We start from the raw sequence: 17,740 nt of genomic DNA, 5'->3' as shown, positions 1-17,740 counted from the left end.
CCGGACCACCGCGGCAGCCTTGTGGGCGCAAGCCGTCTTTCTGCGCGCAAACCCTGTTGTGCCCATTTTGCTCACGCTAGAACAACAAAAGTTCGACGGGGTCTGGGCAGCCGGGCCGCGGCGGCTTACGTTGCGTTCACACGAGATCAACAGACAGCGTCATGAACGGAAGGCGTCGGTTCCGCATCCCGCGGAGGGCCGGCCGAGACAGAGGGGACCGCATGCGGATCCACTGGCCCCGTCGCGTCTTCGCGCAGGTCCTGACCGCGCAGCTGGTCATCACCACCGGTGTGATGGTGCTGGCCACCGGGCTGTTCCTGGCCCCGCTCGGCCACGCCCTGGACGACCAGGCGATGCGCCGGGCCCTGGCCATCGCCCAGACCACGGCCGCCGACCCGGAGCTGGCCCACGAAGTGAAGGCCACCGTGCCGGCCCCGCGCGGCCCGGTGCAGTCCACCGCGGAGCGGATCCGGCGGTCGACCGGGGCGCTGTACGTCGTCGTGATGGACACCCGCGGGGTCCGCTGGTCGCACACCAACGCCGCGGAGATCGGCCACCACGTCTCCACCGACCCCAGCCGGACGCTGGCCGGCAAGGAGGTCCGCCAGATCGACACCGGCACGCTGGGCCGGTCGGCCCGCGCGAAGGTGCCGCTGCGGGACGACGACGGCGCGATCGTCGGCGCGGTCTCGGTCGGCATCGCCTACGACAGCGTGCACGGCCTGCTGCTCGGCACCATCCCGGGGCTGCTGCGGTACGCGGGCGCGGCGCTGGCGGCCGGGGTGCTGGCCGCGGTGGTGGTCGCCCGGAGCCTGCGCCGCCGCACGCACGGGGTGGCCACCGCCGACATCTCCGCGCTGCTGGACGAGCGGGAGGCGATGCTGCACGGCATCCGCGAGGGCGTGGTGGCGTTCGACCGGCGGGGCCGGATCCGGCTGGTGAACGACGAGGCGGGGCGGCTACTGGGCCTGGACGCCGGCGCCGCCGGCCGGGCCCTGGACGAGGCGCTGCCGCCGGGCCGTACCACCGACGTGCTGGCCGGCCGGGTGGCCGGCGGCGACCTGCTGGCGATCAGCGGCGGCCGGGTACTGGTCGCCAACCGCGTCGCCACCCGGGACGGGGGCGCGGTGGTGACCCTGCGGGACCGCACCAAACTGGAGCTGCTGGGCCGGGAACTGGACAGCACCCAGGGCCTGTTGGACGCACTGCGCGCCCAGGACCACGAGCACGCCAACCAGCTGCACACGGTGCGCGGGCTGCTCGAACTGGGCCGGTACGACATGGCGGTGGAGTTCGTCGCCGAGGTGGCCAGCGCCCACCGGGCGTCCGCGGAGCAGATCGCCGAGCGGGTGCACGACCCGCTGCTGTCCGCGCTGCTGGTCGGCAAGGCGGCGATCGCCGCCGAGCGCGGCGTCGCGCTGCGGGTGTCGTCCGCCACGCTGCTGCCGGACGCGGTGGTGGACCCGCGCGATCTGGTCACGGTCCTGGGAAATCTGATCGACAACGCGCTGGACGCCACCGCCGAGCGCCGCGGCGCCGAACCGTTCGTCGAGGTGGAGCTGCGTGCCGAGGGCAGCACCGCGGTCGTCCGGGTCAGCGACACCGGGCCGGGCGTGCCGCCCGAGATGCGCGACCGGATCTTCGCCGAGGGCTGGTCCACCAAGACCGCCACCGTCACGTCCCGGGGCCGGGGGCTCGGCCTGGCGCTGGTGCGCCGACTGTCCGAACGCTACGGCGGGATGGCCCGGGTCACCGCGCGCGCGGGCGGCGGCGCGGTCTTCACCGTCGTCCTGCCCGAGGCCCTGGCACCCGACCTCCACCCCCAGATGACGGCCACAGGAGAGTCACCGTGATCGATGTCCTTGTCGTGGACGACGACTTCCGCGTCGCGGAGATCAATGCCGCGTATGTGTCCCAGGTGCCCGGCTTCCGGGTCGTCGGCCGCGCCCACACCGCGGCCCAGGCGCTGGCCACGTTGGAGCGCGGCCACGTCGACCTGGTGCTGCTCGACCACTACTTGCCGGACGAGACGGGCCTGACCCTGGTGCGGCGGCTGCGCCAGATGGGCCACCACACCGACGTGATCATGGTGACCGCGGCCCGGGACGTGGCGACGGTGCAGGCCGCGATGCGGTACGGCGCCCTGCAGTACCTGGTCAAGCCGTTCGGCTTCTCGGGGCTGCGGGCCAAGCTCGACGGCTATGCCGCGCTCCGCCGCACCGTCGAGGGCGTCGGCGGCCGGGGCGAGGCCGGCCAGGAGCAGGTGGACCGGATCTTCGCCGCACTGCGCACCCCGGACTCCCCGCACACCGAACTGCCCAAGGGCCACTCGGCGGCGACCGTCGACCTGATCCGCCGCATCCTGGACGAGGCCGGGCTGCCGCTCTCCGCCCACGACGTCGCCGAGCGCGCCGGCGTCAGCCGCTCCACCGCCCAGCGCTACCTCAAGCACCTCGAACGCACCGGCCGCATCAGCCTCACCCTCAAATACGGCGACACCGGGCGCCCGGAACACCGGTACGCCCGGGACCGCGCGAGCTAGGGCGCTTCTGACGGATCTCCGTGGAAGAAGGAGCGGTGCCTGGTGCGTGCGATCGCAAGGCGCCGGGATGTTTTCATAGCGGAGCTATGGGGACATGTCGGCAACGCCGCGAGCGTGCGTGCCAGGCGCCGCGACGCCGCGGAGATCCGTCAGAAGCGCCCTAGGCCGTGTCGTCCTCCGCGGCCTCGTAGCACGCCTCGATCAAGGCGCGCAGACCGACCCCGGGCGGTCCGGTCCGCACCGCGAGATAGGCCCGCATGACCGGCGCCGGCCCGCTCAGCGGGCGGAACACCACGCCAGGGACCGGGAGTTGGTCGGCGTGCGGGGCGTAGAAGACCGTCCAGGACGGTTTGCCGTAGCCGATGGCGGCGAGGGTGTCCTGGGCGTTGGTGAACTCCGGTCCCTGAACGGGCTCGAAGCCGGCCTCCCGGCAGGAGCGCATGACCAGGTCGTGGAGCGCGGGGTTGCGGGTGCGCGGGGAGAGCCGCAGCGGCAGCCCGGCGAGCCCGGACAGCTCGACGCTCTCCCGCGCGGCGAGCTCGTGCCGCGCGGGCAGCGCCGCCATCAGCGCGTCCTGCCACAGCGGCAGGAACTCCAGCCCGGAGTCGGTCCGTTCACCGCGCAGGAGGGTGGCGTCCAGGTCGCCGGCGCGCACCTTCGCCAGGCGTTCCTCCGTACTTCCCGAGACGAGCTCCAGCTGGGCGTGGCCGGCGCGACGGTCGAACGCGGCGAGCAGGGCGTCCAGCCGCGCGCCCAGTCCGGAGCTGGTGCCGAGCCGCACCGTCGCGGCCCGTTCGGCGCGCAGTTCGTCGATGGCCTCCCGGGCCCGGGCCTGGAGGGCGAGCATCTCCCTGGCGTACGGCAGGAGCCGGTCGCCGGCCTCGGTGAGCCGGACGACGCGGGTGGAGCGGGCGAACAGCTCGGTGCCCAGCTCGCGTTCGAGCCGGCGGAGCTGCTGGCTGACCGCGGACTGCACGATGTGCAGCCGCTCGGCCGCCCGCCCGAAGTGCAGTTCCTCCGCCACCGTCAGGAAGTAGCGCAGCTGTCGGATCTCCATGGCCCCCCGTTCGCCGTTCGCATCGATCACCGCCTGCATCGATCACCGTCTGCATCGATCACCGTCTGCATTGATCACCGTCTGCATTGATCACCGTACGCATTGATCACCGTACGCGATGAGTGTAGGCGCGGATCGCCCATTGGTCGGCGGAGCTGATCGCGGTTGGCTGAGGACCTCACACACCGCGCGGCCCACAGGGCCCGCAAGGCCGAAGGAGTCCGCCATGCCGTACCTGGACGTCAACGACACCACCCTCTACTACGAGGACGAGGGGACCGGCCCCGCGCTGCTGTTCCTGCACGGCTGGGGCACCAGCGGCCGGGTCTGGGGCGCGCAGCTGCCGGACTTCGCCCGGGACCACCGGGTGGTCACCGTCGACTGGCGGGGCTGCGGGCGGTCGGCCCGGCCGCTGCGGGGCAACACCACCGCCGGCGTGGTCAGCGACCTGGTGGCGCTGATCGGCGCGCTGCGCCTGGACCGGCCGGTGGTCGTCGGCTCGTCGATCGGCGCGACCTTCGGCACCGAACTGGGCGTGCGCCGGCCCGAGTTGATCAGCGGTGTGATCGCGGTGGACGGACCGGGGTACTGGCCGTCCACGGGGATGCCGATGACGGAGCTGATGGCGGGCCTGCGCCTGGACCGGGCCGGCACGCTCGCCGGCTGGGTCCCGGGGTGGTACGCGCCGGGCACCTCGCCCGCGCTCGTCGACTGGACGGTCCGGCAGATCCTGGACTCCGGGGTCCACATCGACCAGCACTTCGTCTCCGCCAGCAGCTACGACCCGCGGCCGCTCCTGCCCGGGCTGCAGGTGCCGATCCACTACCTGCACGGCGAGCTGGACACCTCGATCCCGCTGGAGGTCGCCCGGACCTGCGCCGCCCTCACGCCCGGCGCCGAGGTCGGCGTCATCCGCGGCGCCGGACACATGCCGCAGCAGGAGCGCCCCGACGCGTTCAACGCCGCGCTGCGCTCCGCACTCGCCCGGATCGCCCCGGCCGCCGCCCACGCCCACTCCTGAACATCCCGCCCCACTCCACTCCACCCCACCCTCTCGAAGGAGACCTCCATGCCCGTCACCCAGGTACCCCTCGCCGGCGGCGCCGCCGGCGTCGCGTACGACCACACCGGGACCGGCCCGGGACTGGTGCTGGTGCACGGCACCGGCGCCACCCGCCAGCAGTGGCTGCCGCTGACCGAAGCCGTCGCCGACCGCTTCACCGTGGTCGCGCCGGACTACTCGGGCTCCGGCGACACCACCGACCACGGCGGCCCGCTCACCCTGGCGGACCTCGCCGACGAGGTGCTGGCCGCCGCCGACCACGCCGGCCTGGACCGCTTCCACCTGGTCGGCCACTCGCTCGGCGCCGCGATCGCCACCCACCTCGCCGCCCACCACCCCGGGCGGATCCGCTCGCTGGTCCTGCACGCCGGGTGGGTCCGCACCGACAGCCGGCTGCGCGCCGAATTCACCTACTGGCTCGACCTGCTGCGCACCGACGCCGAGCACGGCACCGCGCACTTCGCCCGGATGCTGCCGCTGATGGCGTTCGGCCCCCGGTACTGGGAACGGACCGACACCGCGGCGAACGAGGAACTGGTGCGGACGCTGGCCGCCACTCTGGCACCCGGCACCGCCCGGCAGATCGAGGTGGACCTGTCGGTGGACCTGCGCCCGCTGCTCGACCGGGTCACGGCGCCGACGCTGGTGCTGGCCAGCGCCCACGACCGGATCATGGGCGCCGATCAGCAGCAGGCGCTGCTGGCCGGGATCCCGCACACCCGCTACCAGGAGATCGACGCCGGGCACGGTGCCCCGGGCGAGGACCCGGCCGGATTCGCGGCCCTGATCGCCGCGTTCCTGGACGAGCGGCGCGCCGCCGAGGCGACCGAGGCGACCGAGACTGCACCGGCCCCCGACACCGCGGACGCCCTGGACCTGTCGACGGTCGCGGAGCCCGCATAGATCCCGCCCGGGGCCCGGACCGCTCCCCCGCCCCCGATTCCGGTCCACTTTCCTGGAATTGGATCAGGAAACGGGGGCCCGGCCCCGGCTACGTTCTGTCCGACCCCGACCCATCGGACAGCCCCTGGGTTCGGTCGTCCCGACCCGACGAACGGAGCGCACCGTGCACCCCCACCTCGCCGCCGATCTCGCCGCGCTGCCCGACCTGTTGGAGGCCACCCGGGAACAGGCCGCGGCCTTCCTCGACGGCCTCGCCGAGGCGCCGGTCGTCCCCGCCCGGCCGGCCCCCGAGCCGCGGCCGCTGCCCGCGCGCGGCACCGGACTGCGGGACGCGCTCGCGGACTTCGCGGCGCGCTGGCAGCCCGGCCTGTCGGCCAGCGCCGGCCCGCGCTACCTCGGCTTCGTCACCGGCGGCGTGACGCCGGCCGCCCTTGCCGGTGACTGGCTGACCGCCGCCGCGGACCAGAACTCCATGTCGTCCCTGGACGCCACCGGACAGCACCTGGAGCGGGAGACGGTGGGGTGGCTGCGCACGCTCTTCGGGCTGTCGGACGCCCACGAGGGCGCGTTGGTCAGCGGCGCGACCATGTCCAACACGGTCGGGCTGGCGATCGCCCGCGAGTGGCTCGGGGAACGGCGCGGCATCTCACCGGCCGAGGACGGGACGGCTGCCCTCGGCCCGGTCCGGGTCCTGTCCGGCGCCGCGCACTCCAGCGTGGCCAAGGCACTGTCGCTGCTCGGCCTCGGCCGGTCCGCGCTGGTCACCGTCCCCACCCTGCCCGGCCGCGAGGCGGTGGACCCGGCCGCGCTGGAACGTGCCCTGCGGGACGCGGACGGCCCCTGCGTCATCGTGGCCAACGCCGGCACCGTCAACACCGTCGACTTCGACGACCTCCGTGCGCTCGCCGCGCTCCGCGACCGCTACGACTGCTGGCTGCACATCGACGCCGCGTTCGGCGCGTTCGCCGCGCTCTCCCCGCACCACGCCCACCTGGTCGACGGTCTCGACCTCGCCGACTCGCTCTGCGTCGACCTGCACAAGTGGCTGAACGTCCCGTACGACAGCGCGGTCCAGTTCACCCGCCGCCGCGACCTCCAGGCCCGCGTCTTCCAGAACGCCGCCGCCTATCTGGGCCCGCTGGGCGACACCCCCGACCTGGTCCACCTCACCCCGGAGAACTCCCGCCGGCTGCGCGCCCTCGCCACCTGGTTCACGCTGCGCGCCTACGGGCGCGAGGGCCACCGCGACATCGTGGACCGCTGCGCGGAGGGCGCCCGCACCCTGGGCCAGGCGGTCGCCTCCCTCGACGGCCTGGAACTGCTCTCCCCGGTCCGCCTCAACGTCGTCTGCTTCACCCTCGCCCGCTCCGCCACCGCCGAGCGCCTCGCCGCCCTCGCCGACGCCCTGGCCACCGAGGTGTTCCTGACCCCCACCGTCCACGCCGGACGGCCCGCCCTGCGCGCCGCGTTCAGCAACTGGCGGACCACCGCCGAGGACGTCCAACGCATCGTCACGGCCCTGGAGCGCGCGGTCCGCGACCTACCGGCGGACGGGCCGACCGGGCCATGACCCATCGGACACGATCTAGGCTGCGCCCATGCGACACTCCATGATCAACGAGCCCGACGGCGGCCCCGGGCCCGTCGTCCTGGACGCCCACGGCGTGCTGGCCGACCCCGAACTGGCCGCGGAGTTCGCCGGGTCGACGCACCGGATACTCGCCGACCTGGTCGGCGCCGGCGCGGCGCTCGGCTGGGTCGATCCGCCGGGCCGGGACGAGGTGGCCGAGCTGGTCGAACGGGTACTGGCCGCCGCCACGTCCGGCGACGGGGCCCTGCGCGCCGCATACGCCGGGCGCACCCTGATCGGCCTGGGCTACTGGCTGCGCCACACCCGCCCGACCAGCCGCCCGCACGCCGATCTGGAGAAGCTCGCGGTGGCCGCCACCGCCCACCGCCGCGGCACCGGCCGGACGCTGACCACCGCCCTGATCGCCGACGCCCGCGCGGCCGGCGTCGAGGTCCTCACCCTGGACGCCCGCGCCGACAACGCGCACGCCCTGCGGCTGTACCGGTCGCTGGGCTTCCGCGAGTACGGGCGCCTCCCCGACTTCGTCGCCATCGGCGAGCGCCGCTGGGACAAGGTCTTCTACATGCTGGACTTCCGCGCGGAACCCTCCGGCGCGACGGCGTCCGACGCGGGCCCGGTGGCCGAGCACGGATAGCCGCGACAACGCGAAAGGTCCCTCTCCCGACGGGAAGAGGGACCGGAGCCCGGCGCCGCGCTGTGCGCGGTGCGCCGGGCCCGGGACGGGTCGCCGCTCAGCGGCGCGTGGCGAAGTGCCGCTCGAAGGAGGCGAAGGCGGTCTCCTGCCGCCACTCGACGGCCGCCTTGGGGCTGGACGCGATCAGGTGCCGGCAGGCGGGACCGGGGGTTCCGCCGCCGGGGAGCTGACCGCGACAGGCCGCGACCGGGTGGTAGCCGTTCCGCGTCGGGTTGCCCTGCCACAGGCTGCGACCGGGCAGGAAGGAGTACTGCAGGGAGGCGCGGGCCAGGTCCTTCAACTCGCCGTAGCCGAGGCCGTACGTCGTGGCGGCGTACTGGTACTCGTGGGTGATGTCGATGCGGGAGACACCGGGATCGTCGGTGGCGAGCACGATCGGCACACCGTACGCCCGGTAGGTCGAGAAGGGGTGTTCGGCACCCTTCACCCCGAGGATCTGGGCGTTGCTGCTGAACGGGACCTCGACGGCCACCTGGCGGGCGGCCATGGTGCGCGCGAGTCGCTGCCAGTCGTCCTCGTGGACGAGGTCGACGCCGTGGCCGATGCGTTCGGCCTGGGCGACGTTCACCGCCTCGCCGATGTGGAACTTCAGGTCCTCCGGCTTGACCAGCCCGGGCCACAACTCGCCGGCGTGCAGGGTGATGTGGGCGCGCGGATAGACCCGGTGGAGATAGGCGAGCATCCGCATCTGGAGGGAGTAGTCGCGCAGGGCGTTCTTCCCGTCCTCGGGCTGGACGAGGTTGACCGCGGTGAACCGTGAGTCCCGCTCGGCCAGCCGCATGCCGACTTCCAGCTGCGCGAAGACCCGCTCGGGGCTACTGCCGCGGGACACCTGGGAGTTCCACCGCACCGTCAGAGCGCATCCGGGAGCGGCGTGCGACGTGCCACAGCGCGAGGTCGCGCGGAACTCGGCGTCCGCGTCGTCCGCCTCCTTGCGGGCGGTGGCCACCAGGCGGTCCAACGTGCCGTCGGCGGCCAGGGACCGGTGCATGGCGGCGAAGTCGTCGACCCAGCCGACCGCGTCGGCGGCCTTCTTGGTCTCCTCGGAGGCGGGGGTGACCAGCGTCTCCAGGTAGAACTGGTTCTGCGCGGCGATGCCGTCGGCGACCTTGGCCAGCAACGTGCCGCGGTGGCGCCAGGTCACCTCGCCGAACTTGCCGAACGTGTCGAAGAAGTGGTCGTGCCCCGACTGGCCCGACGGGAAGTCCTCCATGGACCAGGCACGCAGCAGCGCGTCATGGAACGCCCGGTCGGTCCGGGCGTCAGCGGCCGGCCGCTTCCCCGGTCCGCACGGCGCCGTGACCGCCGTCATCGTCTTCTCTTCTATGCACAGCCCGTCCTCGGCGGCGAGCGTGATCAGATACTCGGTCGGTATCGCGCCGGAGAGGTGGTTGTGCAGGTCACCGCCCTTCGGCAGCTGCCGGAAGAAGTCGTGCAGCCGTCCCGGGTCCTGGCGGACGGACTCCAGGTACGCGGCGGTACGGGCCTCGGCGGCCCCGAGCGGATGGGCGGAACTCGACTCGGGCGTTGGTGGGTTGGGCATCTGCGCGGCGGCGGGCACCGCGGGGAGCAACGACAACATGCTGAGGGTGGCCAGACCGGTCCGGAGAACCCGGCGACGGTTCGTGGCGCGACGATCACGATTCACTGTCGCATCGTCACCGCCTGACACGATCATGGCGAGACGGTTTTCAGCACATTCTCCGAAGGCGGACGATCGCCCCGATGCCCCCGTCCGGCACCTCGCCGGCCTCACCCGCTCCATGTCCTGGATATCCCGAACCGGGCGTTCTCGGGCAGATGCCGCCGCCGGCCGGGCGCTCCCCGGCGCGGGCCGCTCAGTCCCGCCGGGAAGCGCCGGGGGGCGCGTCCGCCGGCATGGGCGACCACAGTCCGGCGGCCGTGCCGTCGCGCAGGTGCTCCTCGTAGGTGACGACCTTGGTGTGGATGACCGCCAGGCACGCCTGGAGCTCGGCGATCCTGGCCTGCACGTCCCGCTCGTGTTCCCGCAGCAGCGCGAGCCGGTCGGGCTCGTTGCCCGGACCGGAGCGGACGAGGGCGGCGAACTCCCGGATCGTGGCGATCGGCATGCCCGAGGCGCGCAGCCGGTTGCAGAGCGCCAGCCAGTCCACGTCCGCCTGGGCATAGATCCGCTGTCCGCCCCCGGACCGCGGGATCTCCCGCAGGAACAGTCCTTCCCGCTCGAAGAACCGCAGCGCGTGCACGCTCATGCCGGTCGCCTCGGAGACCTTGCCTATGGACAGTCCGGCGGTGCGCTCGCTCATCCCCGCACCGTAGCTTGACCTAGCGCGCACTCCAGCTTCTAGCGTCGTCCGCATGATCACCGAGCAGCAGAAGATCGGCACCGGATTCGGTGCGCACAGCACGGCCGACGACGTCCTCGTCGGGATCGACCTGACCGGCACCACCGCGCTGGTCACCGGCGGATATTCGGGACTCGGCCTGGCGGCGACGCGCGCCCTGGCCGGCGCCGGCGCCCGCGTCATCGTCCCGGCGCGGCGGACGGCCACCGCCCGGGAGGCCGTCCGGGACGTGCCCGGCGCGGAAGTGCTCCCGCTCGACCTGGCCGACCTGGAGAGCGTCCGGATCTTCGCCGAGCGACTCCTCGACGCCGGGCGCACCCTGGACGTCGTCCTCGCCAACGCGGGCATCATGGCCTACCCGGAGACCCGTGTCGGGCTCGGTTGGGAAGCGCACTTCGCGGTCAACCACCTCGGTCACCACGCGCTCGTCAACCGTCTCCGCCCGGGCCTCGCCCCCGGCGCCCGAGTGGTGGCGGTGGCCTCGTCCGGCCACTTCCTCTCCGACATCCGGTGGGACGACATCCACTTCCGGACCGGTTACGACCGTTGGCTGGCCTACGCCCAGTCCAAGACCGCCAACGCGCTGTTCGCCGTGCACCTCGACCGGCTCGGCGCCGCGAGCGGCCTGCACGCCTTCGCCGTCCACCCCGGCAGCATCCTCACCCCGCTGCAGCGCCACGTCCCGCGCGAGGACTGGGCGGCGCTGGGCTGGGTGGCGGCCGACGGCCGGCCGGCGGAGGGCTTCAAGACGCCGGAGCAGGGCGCCGCGACCGCCGTCTGGGCCGCGACCTCGCCCCTCCTCGACGGGCGCGGCGGCGCCTACTGCCAGGACTGCGACCTCGCGGAACCGGCCGCCACCGAGGACATGCTCATCGGCGGGGTCAAGCCCTGGGCCCGGGACCCCGGCGCCGCCGCCCGACTGTGGGACCTCTCGGCGGAGCTCACCGGCACACACGCGTTCTGACGGCCCCAACCGTCCGCGCCAGTAGCCGAGTTGACGCGAAGCGGCCTGCCCGGAACAGGGTCCGGGCAGGCCGCTTCGGGGCCAGGAGATCAGGCGCTCAGGCGGTCAGGCCGACGGGGCCGGGTAGGTCGGGTACTCCACCCCGGAGACGTACTGGACGACGCGGATGACCTGGCAGGAGTAGCCGAACTCGTTGTCGTACCAGAGGTAGAGGATGGCGTTGTCGCCCTCGACCTTGGTGGCGCCTGCGTCGACGATCGAGGCGTGGCGCGAGCCGATGAAGTCGTTGGAGACCGCGTCGGGGGCGCTGGTGAAGTCGATCTGGCGCTTGAGCGGCGAGGTAAGCGACACCTCACGCAGGTAGTCGAGGACCTCCTCGCGACTGGTCTCGCGGGCCAGCTGGAGGTTGAGGATGGCGATCGAGACGTCCGGCACCGGGACGCGGATCGAGCTGCCGGTGATCTTCGCCTTGAGGTCGGGCAGCGCCTTGGCCACGGCGGAGGCGGCACCGGTCTCGGTGATCACCATGTTGAGCGGCGCGGAACGACCACGGCGGTCGGACTTGTGGTAGTTGTCCAGCAGGTTCTGGTCGTTGGTGAACGAGTGGACGGTCTCCACGTGGCCGCGCAGCACGCCGTACTCGTCCTCCATCGCCTTCAGCGGCGGGACGATCGCGTTGGTGGTGCAGGAGGCGCAGGACAGGATCTGCTCGTCCGGCTTGATCATGTCGTGGTTGACGCCGTGCACGATGTTGGGGACGTCGCCCTTGCCCGGGGCGGTCAGGACCACCTTGTCGATGCCGGGGCGGAGGTGCTTCGAGAGGCCCTCGCGGTCGCGCCACTTGCCGGTGTTGTCGATCAGGATGGCGTCCTTGACGCCGTACTCCGTGTAGTCGATCTCCGACGGGTCGTTGGCGTAGATCACCTTGATCGGGTTGCCGTTGGCGATGATCGTGCTGTTCGCCTCGTCGACGGTGATCGTGCCCTGGAACTGGCCGTGGATGGAGTCGCGCCGCAGCAGCGAGGCGCGCTTGACGATGTCCTGCTCGCCGCCCTGGCGCACGACGATCGCACGCAGCCGCAGGCCGTTGCCGGAGCCGGTCTTCTCTATGAGGAGGCGGGCGACGAGGCGGCCGATGCGGCCGAAGCCGTAGAGGACGACGTCACGCCCCTGACGGCACTCGATCTTGTTGGCGCCCGTGGCACCGGCGACGGCCTCGGCGGTGAAGTCCGCCACCGACAGACCGCGGTCGTCGGTCCGGTACGTCGCGGCGAGCATGCCGATGTCGATCTGCGACGGCCCGAGGTCGAGGGTGGCGAGCGCCTGGAGGAACGGCAGCGTCTCGGTGACCGAGAGCTCCTCGCCGGCGATCTGTCGGGCGAACCGGTGGGTCTTGAGGATGCTGACCACCGACTTGTTCACCAAGGAGCGGCTGTGGAGCAGGACGGTGACGTCACGCTCCCGGTGCAGCTTCCCGATGATCGGGATCATCGACTCCGCGATCTCCTCGCGGTTCTTCCAGTTGGTGAACGAGTCGTCGTTGACAGTCACAGGCTTATCTCTCGATCGAGCTAGGCGGTGCTCATATGCTAACCCCACGCCGATTCACCCCTTCAGGGGGTGTCCTCCGGGGGCCCTGGAGGCGCGACGATCACTCCAACTCGCCCACGAGGAAGGGGAGTTGAGGAATGATCAAGGAGTCGGTGGACAGGCGACCGGAACGCTCCGCCCGCCCGGGGCGAACCCCTGACCGCCGCTCCCTTGACAGCTCCCCCGCCCCCGACCGACGATCCAGGGGTGAACCTGTCAGACAGCCAGACAGCTGATGTCCTGCCCACCGCCCCCGTACCGCGCCGCGTGAGCGCGATGGAGGCCGTCCTGAGTCATCTGCGCGACGCCATCGAACGGGGCGAATACGCCGTCGGGGACAAGCTCCCCTCCGAGGCCGAGCTGTGCCGCCGCCTCGAAGTCAGCCGGCCGGTGCTCCGCGAGGCGCTGCGCGCGCTCCAGACGATGGGGCTCACGGTCTCCCGTACAGGCAAGGGCACCTTCGTCGTCTCGAACGGCGCGGTGCCGGACCCGACCTTCGGCGACTACGCGGCCAGCGACCTGCTGGAGGTCCGCCGGCACGTCGAGGTCCCGGTCGCCGGGTACGCCGCGGTGCGGCGGACACCGGAGGACCTCGACCACCTGACGCACCTGCTGGAGCGGATGGAGCGGGAGACCGACACCACCGCCTGGGTCGCCATGGACACGCTGTTCCACCTGGCGGTCGCCCAGGCCGCCCGGAACCCGGTCTTCCGACGGGTGATCGAGGAGATCCGGGACGCCCTGGCCCGCCAGTCGGCGTTCCTGAACGACGTCGGCGGACGGCGCGAGCAGGCCAACCGGGAGCACCGGGCGATCGTGGAGGCCCTCGTGGACCGGTCCGAGCACGACGCCGTCGAGGCGATGAAGCACCACCTCGCACGGGTCGAGTCGACGCTGTCCACCATCGTGCGGCCGGCGCACCGCCCGGCCACCGACGCCGACGGCAGTGAGGAGGGGGAGCGCCGGTGAGCGCGTCACCGATACGAGCAGCGGTTCCGGCAGCGGCCGTACGGGACGGGGCCGCGGGCGCTGCCCCACCCGTCCGCACGCCGCGCCATGTGCCCGTCGCCCAGCTCGTCCGCGGCGGCATCGTCGAGGGCGTCCACCACGGTTCGGTGGTGGTGCTGGCGGCGGACGGGACCGTGGCGTACCAACGGGGCGACGCCGAGGCCGCGTTCTACCCCCGCTCGGCGCTCAAGCCGCTCCAGGCGGTCGGCCTGCTGCGGGCCGGGCTGCCGCCGCTGGACGAGGCGGCGCTGGCGCTGGTCGCGGCCAGCCACTCCGGTGACGAGCGCCATCTGGCGACCGTCCGGCGCATCCTGCGGCACGGCGGACTGACCGAGGACGACCTGGGCAACGTCCCCGACCTCCCCTACGGGACCGCTGAGCGGCATGCCTGGCTGGGCCGCGGACTGGGCCCCGGCCGGCTCGCCCAGAACTGCTCCGGCAAGCACGCCGCCATGCTGCTGACCGCGCGCGCCCGGGGCTGGCCGCTGGACGGCTATCTCGACGCCGGGCATCCGCTCCAGCGGGAGCTGGCCGCCACCGTTGCGGAGCTCACCGGCCAGGGCATCGCCCACGTCACCGTCGACGGCTGCGGCGCACCGCTGTTCGCGGTCTCGTTGCTCGGGCTGACCCGGGCCGCGGCCCGGCTGGCGACGGCCGCCCCGGACACCGACGAGGGCCGGGTCGCGGGCGCCATGCGCACCCACCCGGAGCTGGTCTCCGGCCGTGGGCGCGATGTCGCCCGGCTGGTCGGCGCGCTGCCCGGGCTGCTGGCCAAGGACGGCTTCGAGGGCGTACAGATCGCGGCGTTGCCGGACGGCCGGGCGGTCGGCGTGAAGATCGCCGACGGCGCGGACCGCGCCCGGATGCCGGTGACGGCCGCGGCGCTGGCCCGCTGCGGCATCGACCCCGACGTGCTCGCGCCCTTCGCCACCGCCCCGGTGCTGGGCGGCGGCGCGGAGGTCGGCCACCTGCGGGCGGTCGACGCGCCGGCCGACCGCCCCGACCGCAACCGCCCCCGGCAGCCCGCCGGGTGACCCACCCGCTCCCCCCTCCCCCCGACTCACCCCCTCGCACGAAGGAACCACCCGTCATGACGTCCGGCCACCGCCGCGAACACGACCTGCTCGGCGACCGTGAGATACCCGCCGACGCCTACTGGGGCGTGCACACCCTGCGCGCCGCGGAGAACTTCCCCATCACCGGCATGTCGATCTCCGGCTATCCGCACCTGATCGACGCACTGGCCGCCGTCAAGGAGGCCGCCGCCCGCGCCAACGCCGACCTCGGGCTGCTCGCCCCGGAGCAGGCCGAGGCCATCGCCGCCGCCTGCCGGGAGATCCGGGACGGCCATCTGCACGACCAGTTCATCGTCGACGTCATCCAGGGCGGCGCCGGCACGTCGACCAACATGAACGCCAACGAGGTGATCGCCAACCGAGCGCTGGAGCTGCTGGGCCACAGCAAGGGCGACTACGCCCACCTGCACCCCAACGAGCACGTCAACCTCGGCCAGTCCACCAACGACGTCTATCCGACGGCCGTCAAGATCGCCACCGTCAGTGCGGTGCGGGAGCTGCTGGCCGCGATGACCGTGCTGCGCGAGGCGTTCGCCGCCAAGGCCGAGGAGTTCCGGGACGTCCTCAAGATGGGGCGCACCCAGCTCCAGGACGCGGTGCCGATGACGCTGGGCCAGGAGTTCTCGGCGTACGCGGTGATGCTGGAGGAGGACCAGAGCCGGCTGGCCGAGGCGGTGGCCCTCGTCCACGAGATCAACCTCGGTGCCACCGCCATCGGGACCGGGCTCAACGCGCCCAAGGGCCATGCCGAGGCGGCCCGCCGGCATCTGGCGGAGATCACCGGGCTGCCGCTGGTGACCGCCGCCAACCTCGTGGAGGCCACCCAGGACTGCGGTGCCTTCGTCCACCTGTCCGGCGTCCTCAAGCGGATCGCGGTGAAGCTCTCCAAGAGCTGCAACGATCTGCGGCTGCTGTCCTCCGGCCCGCGCGCCGGGCTCGCGGAGATCAACCTGCCGCCGGTGCAGGCCGGTTCGAGCATCATGCCGGGGAAGGTCAACCCGGTGATCCCGGAGGTCGTCAACCAGGTCGCCTTCGAGGTGATCGGCAACGACGTCACCATCACCATGGCCGCGGAGGCCGGGCAGCTCCAGCTGAACGCCTTCGAACCGATCATCCTGCACGCGCTCTCGGAGAGCATCACCCACCTGGGCGCGGCCTGCCGCACCCTCGCCGAGCGCTGCGTCCTCGGCATCACCGCCAACACCGAGAGGCTGCGGGAGAGCGTGCAGAACTCCATCGGCCTGGTCACCGCCCTCAACCCGCACATCGGGTACACCGCGGCGACCGCGATCGCCAAGGAGGCCCTCGCCAGCGGGCGCGGGGTGGCGGAACTCGTGCTGGAGCGGGGGCTGTTGCCCGCGGACCGGCTCGCCGCGCTGCTGCGCCCCGAGGAGATCGCCGGCGCGGGCGGCGGCCCGACCTGATCCGGCCGCGGCGCAGGCTGTCGTGCGCCGCCCCGTTCGCTCCGCCGGGGCCCGGTCCGCGTCCGCCGCGGGCCGGGCCCCGGCCATTCCGGAGAGGGAGATGTGGCACGGGGCGGCACCGCGTACCGTCCAGGGCAGGGCGGCCCGCACGGGCCGCGGGACCGGCTACGACAGGAGAGAGCTCCGATGCGGATCGCGCTGTGCCAGATGACCTCGTCGACCGAGCCGAAGGAGAACCTCGCGCTGGTCGCGGACCTGGTGCGCCGGGCCGCCGCCGAGGGCGCGCGGCTGGCGGTGCTGCCCGAGGCGGCGATGGTGCGTTTCGGGGCGCCGCTCGGCGCGGTGGCCGAGCCGCTGGACGGGCCGTGGGCGGAGGGGGTGCGGGCGGTGGCCAAGGAGACCGGGGTGACGGTGGTGGCCGGGATGTTCACCCCGGCACCGGACGGCCGGGTGGCCAACACGCTGCTGGCCACCGGGCCCGGCGTCGAGGAGTCCTACGACAAGATCCACCTCTATGACGCCTTCGGTTTCCGCGAGTCGGACACCGTCGCGGCGGGCGAGCGGGTGGTGACGATCGACGTGGACGGCGTCCGGGTGGGCCTGGCGACCTGCTACGACCTGCGGTTCCCTGAGTTGTTCCGGGCCCATGCGGACGCCGGCGCGACGGTGTCCGTGCTGCCCGCGTCGTGGGGCGCGGGGCCGGGCAAGCGGGAGCAGTGGGACCTGCTGGTGCGGGCCCGGGCGTTGGACGCGACGGTGTGGCTGGCGGCGGTGGACCAGGCCGCGCCGGACCAGGACGCCGATCCGGAGGCGCCCACCAAGGCGCCGACCGGGGTGGGGCACAGCGCGCTGATCGGCCCTGACGGCGCCGTGCGGGCGCGGCTGGGCGGTGCGCCCGGGCTGCTGGTGGACGAGGTGGACCCGGCGGAGGCCGAGCGGGTGCGGCGGGCCGTGGCGGTGCTGGACAACCGGCGGCTGTAGGCGGCGTGCGCGGGCCCCGGTCGGAGGGTTCCGGCCGGGGCCCGCGTCGTGCATCCGTCAGAGGCGCCCCAGGGGTTCGGCGGTGGTCGACGGGGTGTCGCGCAGTCCGAGGCGGAGGTGCTCGACGTGGTAGAGGGCCTGGTCGAGGAGTTCCGCGACGTGGTGGTCGTAGAGGGCGTAGACGATCGAGCGGCCGTTGCGTTCGCCGGTGACCAGGCCGAGGTTGCGCAGCAGGCGGAGCTGGTGGGAACAGGCGGACTGTTCCATGCCGACCGCGGCGGCGAGGTCGCCGACCGCGCAGGGGCCTTCCTGGAGGCGGGCGAGGATGCGCAGCCGGGAGGGGGTGGACAGGGCCTGGAGCGTGGCGGCGACGTCCGCGGCCCCTACCGCGTCCAGGCGTTCGCGGGTGGTGGCGCTGCTGTTGGCATCAATTCCGTGGCCCATAAAGGCCATCCTAAGGATCCGGCGGCGCGGAATAGATGAATAACTGTACATATATTCCCGTGTGATGGCGCCGCTGCCC

16 protein-coding genes are annotated in these 17,740 nt (G+C 73.1%); 11 read left to right on the top strand and 5 right to left on the bottom strand.

Features of this window, described 5'->3' with window-relative positions; all coding sequences use genetic code 11:
- Window positions 1-221 precede the first annotated feature (221 nt).
- A complete protein-coding gene (locus MOV08_RS36370; protein ID WP_275310449.1) occupies window positions 222-1,853 on the top strand; it encodes a sensor histidine kinase in 1,632 nt (543 codons plus the stop codon).
- Window positions 1,850-2,542, top strand: coding sequence for a response regulator (locus tag MOV08_RS36365; protein WP_275310448.1), 693 nt, complete (start codon window positions 1,850-1,852; stop codon window positions 2,540-2,542). The genes MOV08_RS36370 and MOV08_RS36365 overlap by 4 nt, the downstream gene beginning before the upstream one ends.
- A gap of 160 nt (window positions 2,543-2,702) precedes the next feature.
- Here MOV08_RS36365 and MOV08_RS36360 read toward each other — a convergent pair whose 3' ends face one another.
- Window positions 2,703-3,599, bottom strand: coding sequence for a LysR family transcriptional regulator (locus MOV08_RS36360; protein WP_275310447.1), 897 nt, complete (start codon window positions 3,597-3,599; stop codon window positions 2,703-2,705).
- Between the two features lie 226 nt (window positions 3,600-3,825).
- On the opposite strand from MOV08_RS36360, the gene MOV08_RS36355 reads away from it, so the two are divergent.
- The 4 genes from MOV08_RS36355 (at window position 3,826) to MOV08_RS36340 (ending at window position 7,790) form a co-directional block, all read left to right on the top strand.
- A complete protein-coding gene (locus MOV08_RS36355; RefSeq protein ID WP_275310446.1) occupies window positions 3,826-4,620 on the top strand; it encodes an alpha/beta fold hydrolase in 795 nt (264 codons plus the stop codon).
- A gap of 48 nt (window positions 4,621-4,668) precedes the next feature.
- Window positions 4,669-5,565, top strand: coding sequence for an alpha/beta fold hydrolase (locus MOV08_RS36350; protein WP_275310445.1), 897 nt, complete (start codon window positions 4,669-4,671; stop codon window positions 5,563-5,565).
- 163 nt (window positions 5,566-5,728) lie between these two features.
- Window positions 5,729-7,135 (top strand): pyridoxal phosphate-dependent decarboxylase family protein, encoded by a 1,407-nt coding sequence (locus MOV08_RS36345; RefSeq protein ID WP_275310444.1) that lies wholly within the window; start codon window positions 5,729-5,731, stop codon window positions 7,133-7,135.
- Between the two features lie 28 nt (window positions 7,136-7,163).
- On the top strand, window positions 7,164-7,790 hold the full coding sequence (locus MOV08_RS36340; RefSeq protein WP_275310443.1) for a GNAT family N-acetyltransferase: 627 nt from the start codon (window positions 7,164-7,166) through the stop codon (window positions 7,788-7,790).
- A 97-nt stretch (window positions 7,791-7,887) separates the two neighbouring features.
- Here the strand turns inward: MOV08_RS36340 and MOV08_RS36335 are convergent, their stop codons facing one another.
- Together MOV08_RS36335 and MOV08_RS36330 are read right to left on the bottom strand one after the other, a co-directional pair.
- Complete coding sequence (locus MOV08_RS36335; protein WP_275310442.1) at window positions 7,888-9,432, bottom strand: adenosine deaminase family protein; 1,545 nt, start codon at window positions 9,430-9,432, stop codon at window positions 7,888-7,890.
- A gap of 256 nt (window positions 9,433-9,688) precedes the next feature.
- Window positions 9,689-10,135 (bottom strand): MerR family transcriptional regulator, encoded by a 447-nt coding sequence (locus MOV08_RS36330; protein ID WP_039638525.1) that lies wholly within the window; start codon window positions 10,133-10,135, stop codon window positions 9,689-9,691.
- Between the two features lie 52 nt (window positions 10,136-10,187).
- On the opposite strand from MOV08_RS36330, the gene MOV08_RS36325 reads away from it, so the two are divergent.
- Window positions 10,188-11,138 (top strand): SDR family NAD(P)-dependent oxidoreductase, encoded by a 951-nt coding sequence (locus MOV08_RS36325; protein ID WP_275310441.1) that lies wholly within the window; start codon window positions 10,188-10,190, stop codon window positions 11,136-11,138.
- 105 nt (window positions 11,139-11,243) lie between these two features.
- On the opposite strand, the gene MOV08_RS36320 is transcribed toward MOV08_RS36325, so the two are convergent.
- On the bottom strand, window positions 11,244-12,689 hold the full coding sequence (locus MOV08_RS36320; protein ID WP_275310440.1) for a glyceraldehyde-3-phosphate dehydrogenase: 1,446 nt from the start codon (window positions 12,687-12,689) through the stop codon (window positions 11,244-11,246).
- A gap of 246 nt (window positions 12,690-12,935) precedes the next feature.
- Here MOV08_RS36320 and MOV08_RS36315 point away from each other — a divergent pair, with 246 nt between their 5' ends.
- The 4 genes from MOV08_RS36315 to MOV08_RS36300 all read left to right on the top strand — a co-directional run bounded on the left by MOV08_RS36315 (window position 12,936) and on the right by MOV08_RS36300 (window position 17,217).
- Window positions 12,936-13,697 (top strand): FadR/GntR family transcriptional regulator, encoded by a 762-nt coding sequence (locus MOV08_RS36315; RefSeq protein ID WP_275310439.1) that lies wholly within the window; start codon window positions 12,936-12,938, stop codon window positions 13,695-13,697.
- 11 nt (window positions 13,698-13,708) lie between these two features.
- Window positions 13,709-14,770 (top strand): asparaginase, encoded by a 1,062-nt coding sequence (locus MOV08_RS36310; protein WP_275312006.1) that lies wholly within the window; start codon window positions 13,709-13,711, stop codon window positions 14,768-14,770.
- Window positions 14,771-14,826: 56 nt separating this feature from the next.
- A complete protein-coding gene (gene aspA / locus MOV08_RS36305) occupies window positions 14,827-16,236 on the top strand; it encodes an aspartate ammonia-lyase (protein ID WP_275310438.1) in 1,410 nt (469 codons plus the stop codon).
- Window positions 16,237-16,422: 186 nt separating this feature from the next.
- Window positions 16,423-17,217 carry a carbon-nitrogen hydrolase family protein gene (locus MOV08_RS36300; RefSeq protein ID WP_275310437.1) on the top strand — a complete coding sequence of 265 codons (795 nt, stop codon included), beginning with the start codon at window positions 16,423-16,425 and terminating at the stop codon, window positions 17,215-17,217.
- A gap of 57 nt (window positions 17,218-17,274) precedes the next feature.
- Here MOV08_RS36300 and MOV08_RS36295 read toward each other — a convergent pair whose 3' ends face one another.
- Window positions 17,275-17,661, bottom strand: coding sequence for an ArsR/SmtB family transcription factor (locus MOV08_RS36295; protein ID WP_039638519.1), 387 nt, complete (start codon window positions 17,659-17,661; stop codon window positions 17,275-17,277).
- Window positions 17,662-17,740: the final 79 nt, after the last annotated feature.

The sequence above is a fragment of the Streptomyces yunnanensis genome (assembly GCF_029011865.1).
GTDB lineage: Bacteria > Actinomycetota > Actinomycetes > Streptomycetales > Streptomycetaceae > Streptomyces > Streptomyces yunnanensis.
Note: the sequence above shows the minus strand (reverse complement) of the source record. Positions and strands in the feature narration are given on the sequence as shown.

Bases quoted from the DNA above. Each gene is read 5' to 3' on its own strand.
- MOV08_RS36370 (WP_275310449.1), top strand. From the start codon at position 222: ATGCGGATCCACTGGCCCCGTCGCGTCTTCGCGCAGGTCCTGACCGCG.
- MOV08_RS36360 (WP_275310447.1), bottom strand. From the start codon at position 3,599: ATGGAGATCCGACAGCTGCGCTACTTCCTGACGGTGGCGGAGGAACTG.
- MOV08_RS36355 (WP_275310446.1), top strand. From the start codon at position 3,826: ATGCCGTACCTGGACGTCAACGACACCACCCTCTACTACGAGGACGAG.
- MOV08_RS36350 (WP_275310445.1), top strand. From the start codon at position 4,669: ATGCCCGTCACCCAGGTACCCCTCGCCGGCGGCGCCGCCGGCGTCGCG.
- MOV08_RS36340 (WP_275310443.1), top strand. From the start codon at position 7,164: ATGCGACACTCCATGATCAACGAGCCCGACGGCGGCCCCGGGCCCGTC.
- MOV08_RS36335 (WP_275310442.1), bottom strand. From the start codon at position 9,432: ATGTTGTCGTTGCTCCCCGCGGTGCCCGCCGCCGCGCAGATGCCCAAC.
- MOV08_RS36330 (WP_039638525.1), bottom strand. From the start codon at position 10,135: ATGAGCGAGCGCACCGCCGGACTGTCCATAGGCAAGGTCTCCGAGGCG.
- MOV08_RS36325 (WP_275310441.1), top strand. From the start codon at position 10,188: ATGATCACCGAGCAGCAGAAGATCGGCACCGGATTCGGTGCGCACAGC.
- aspA (WP_275310438.1), top strand. From the start codon at position 14,827: ATGACGTCCGGCCACCGCCGCGAACACGACCTGCTCGGCGACCGTGAG.
- MOV08_RS36300 (WP_275310437.1), top strand. From the start codon at position 16,423: ATGCGGATCGCGCTGTGCCAGATGACCTCGTCGACCGAGCCGAAGGAG.
- MOV08_RS36295 (WP_039638519.1), bottom strand. From the start codon at position 17,661: ATGGGCCACGGAATTGATGCCAACAGCAGCGCCACCACCCGCGAACGC.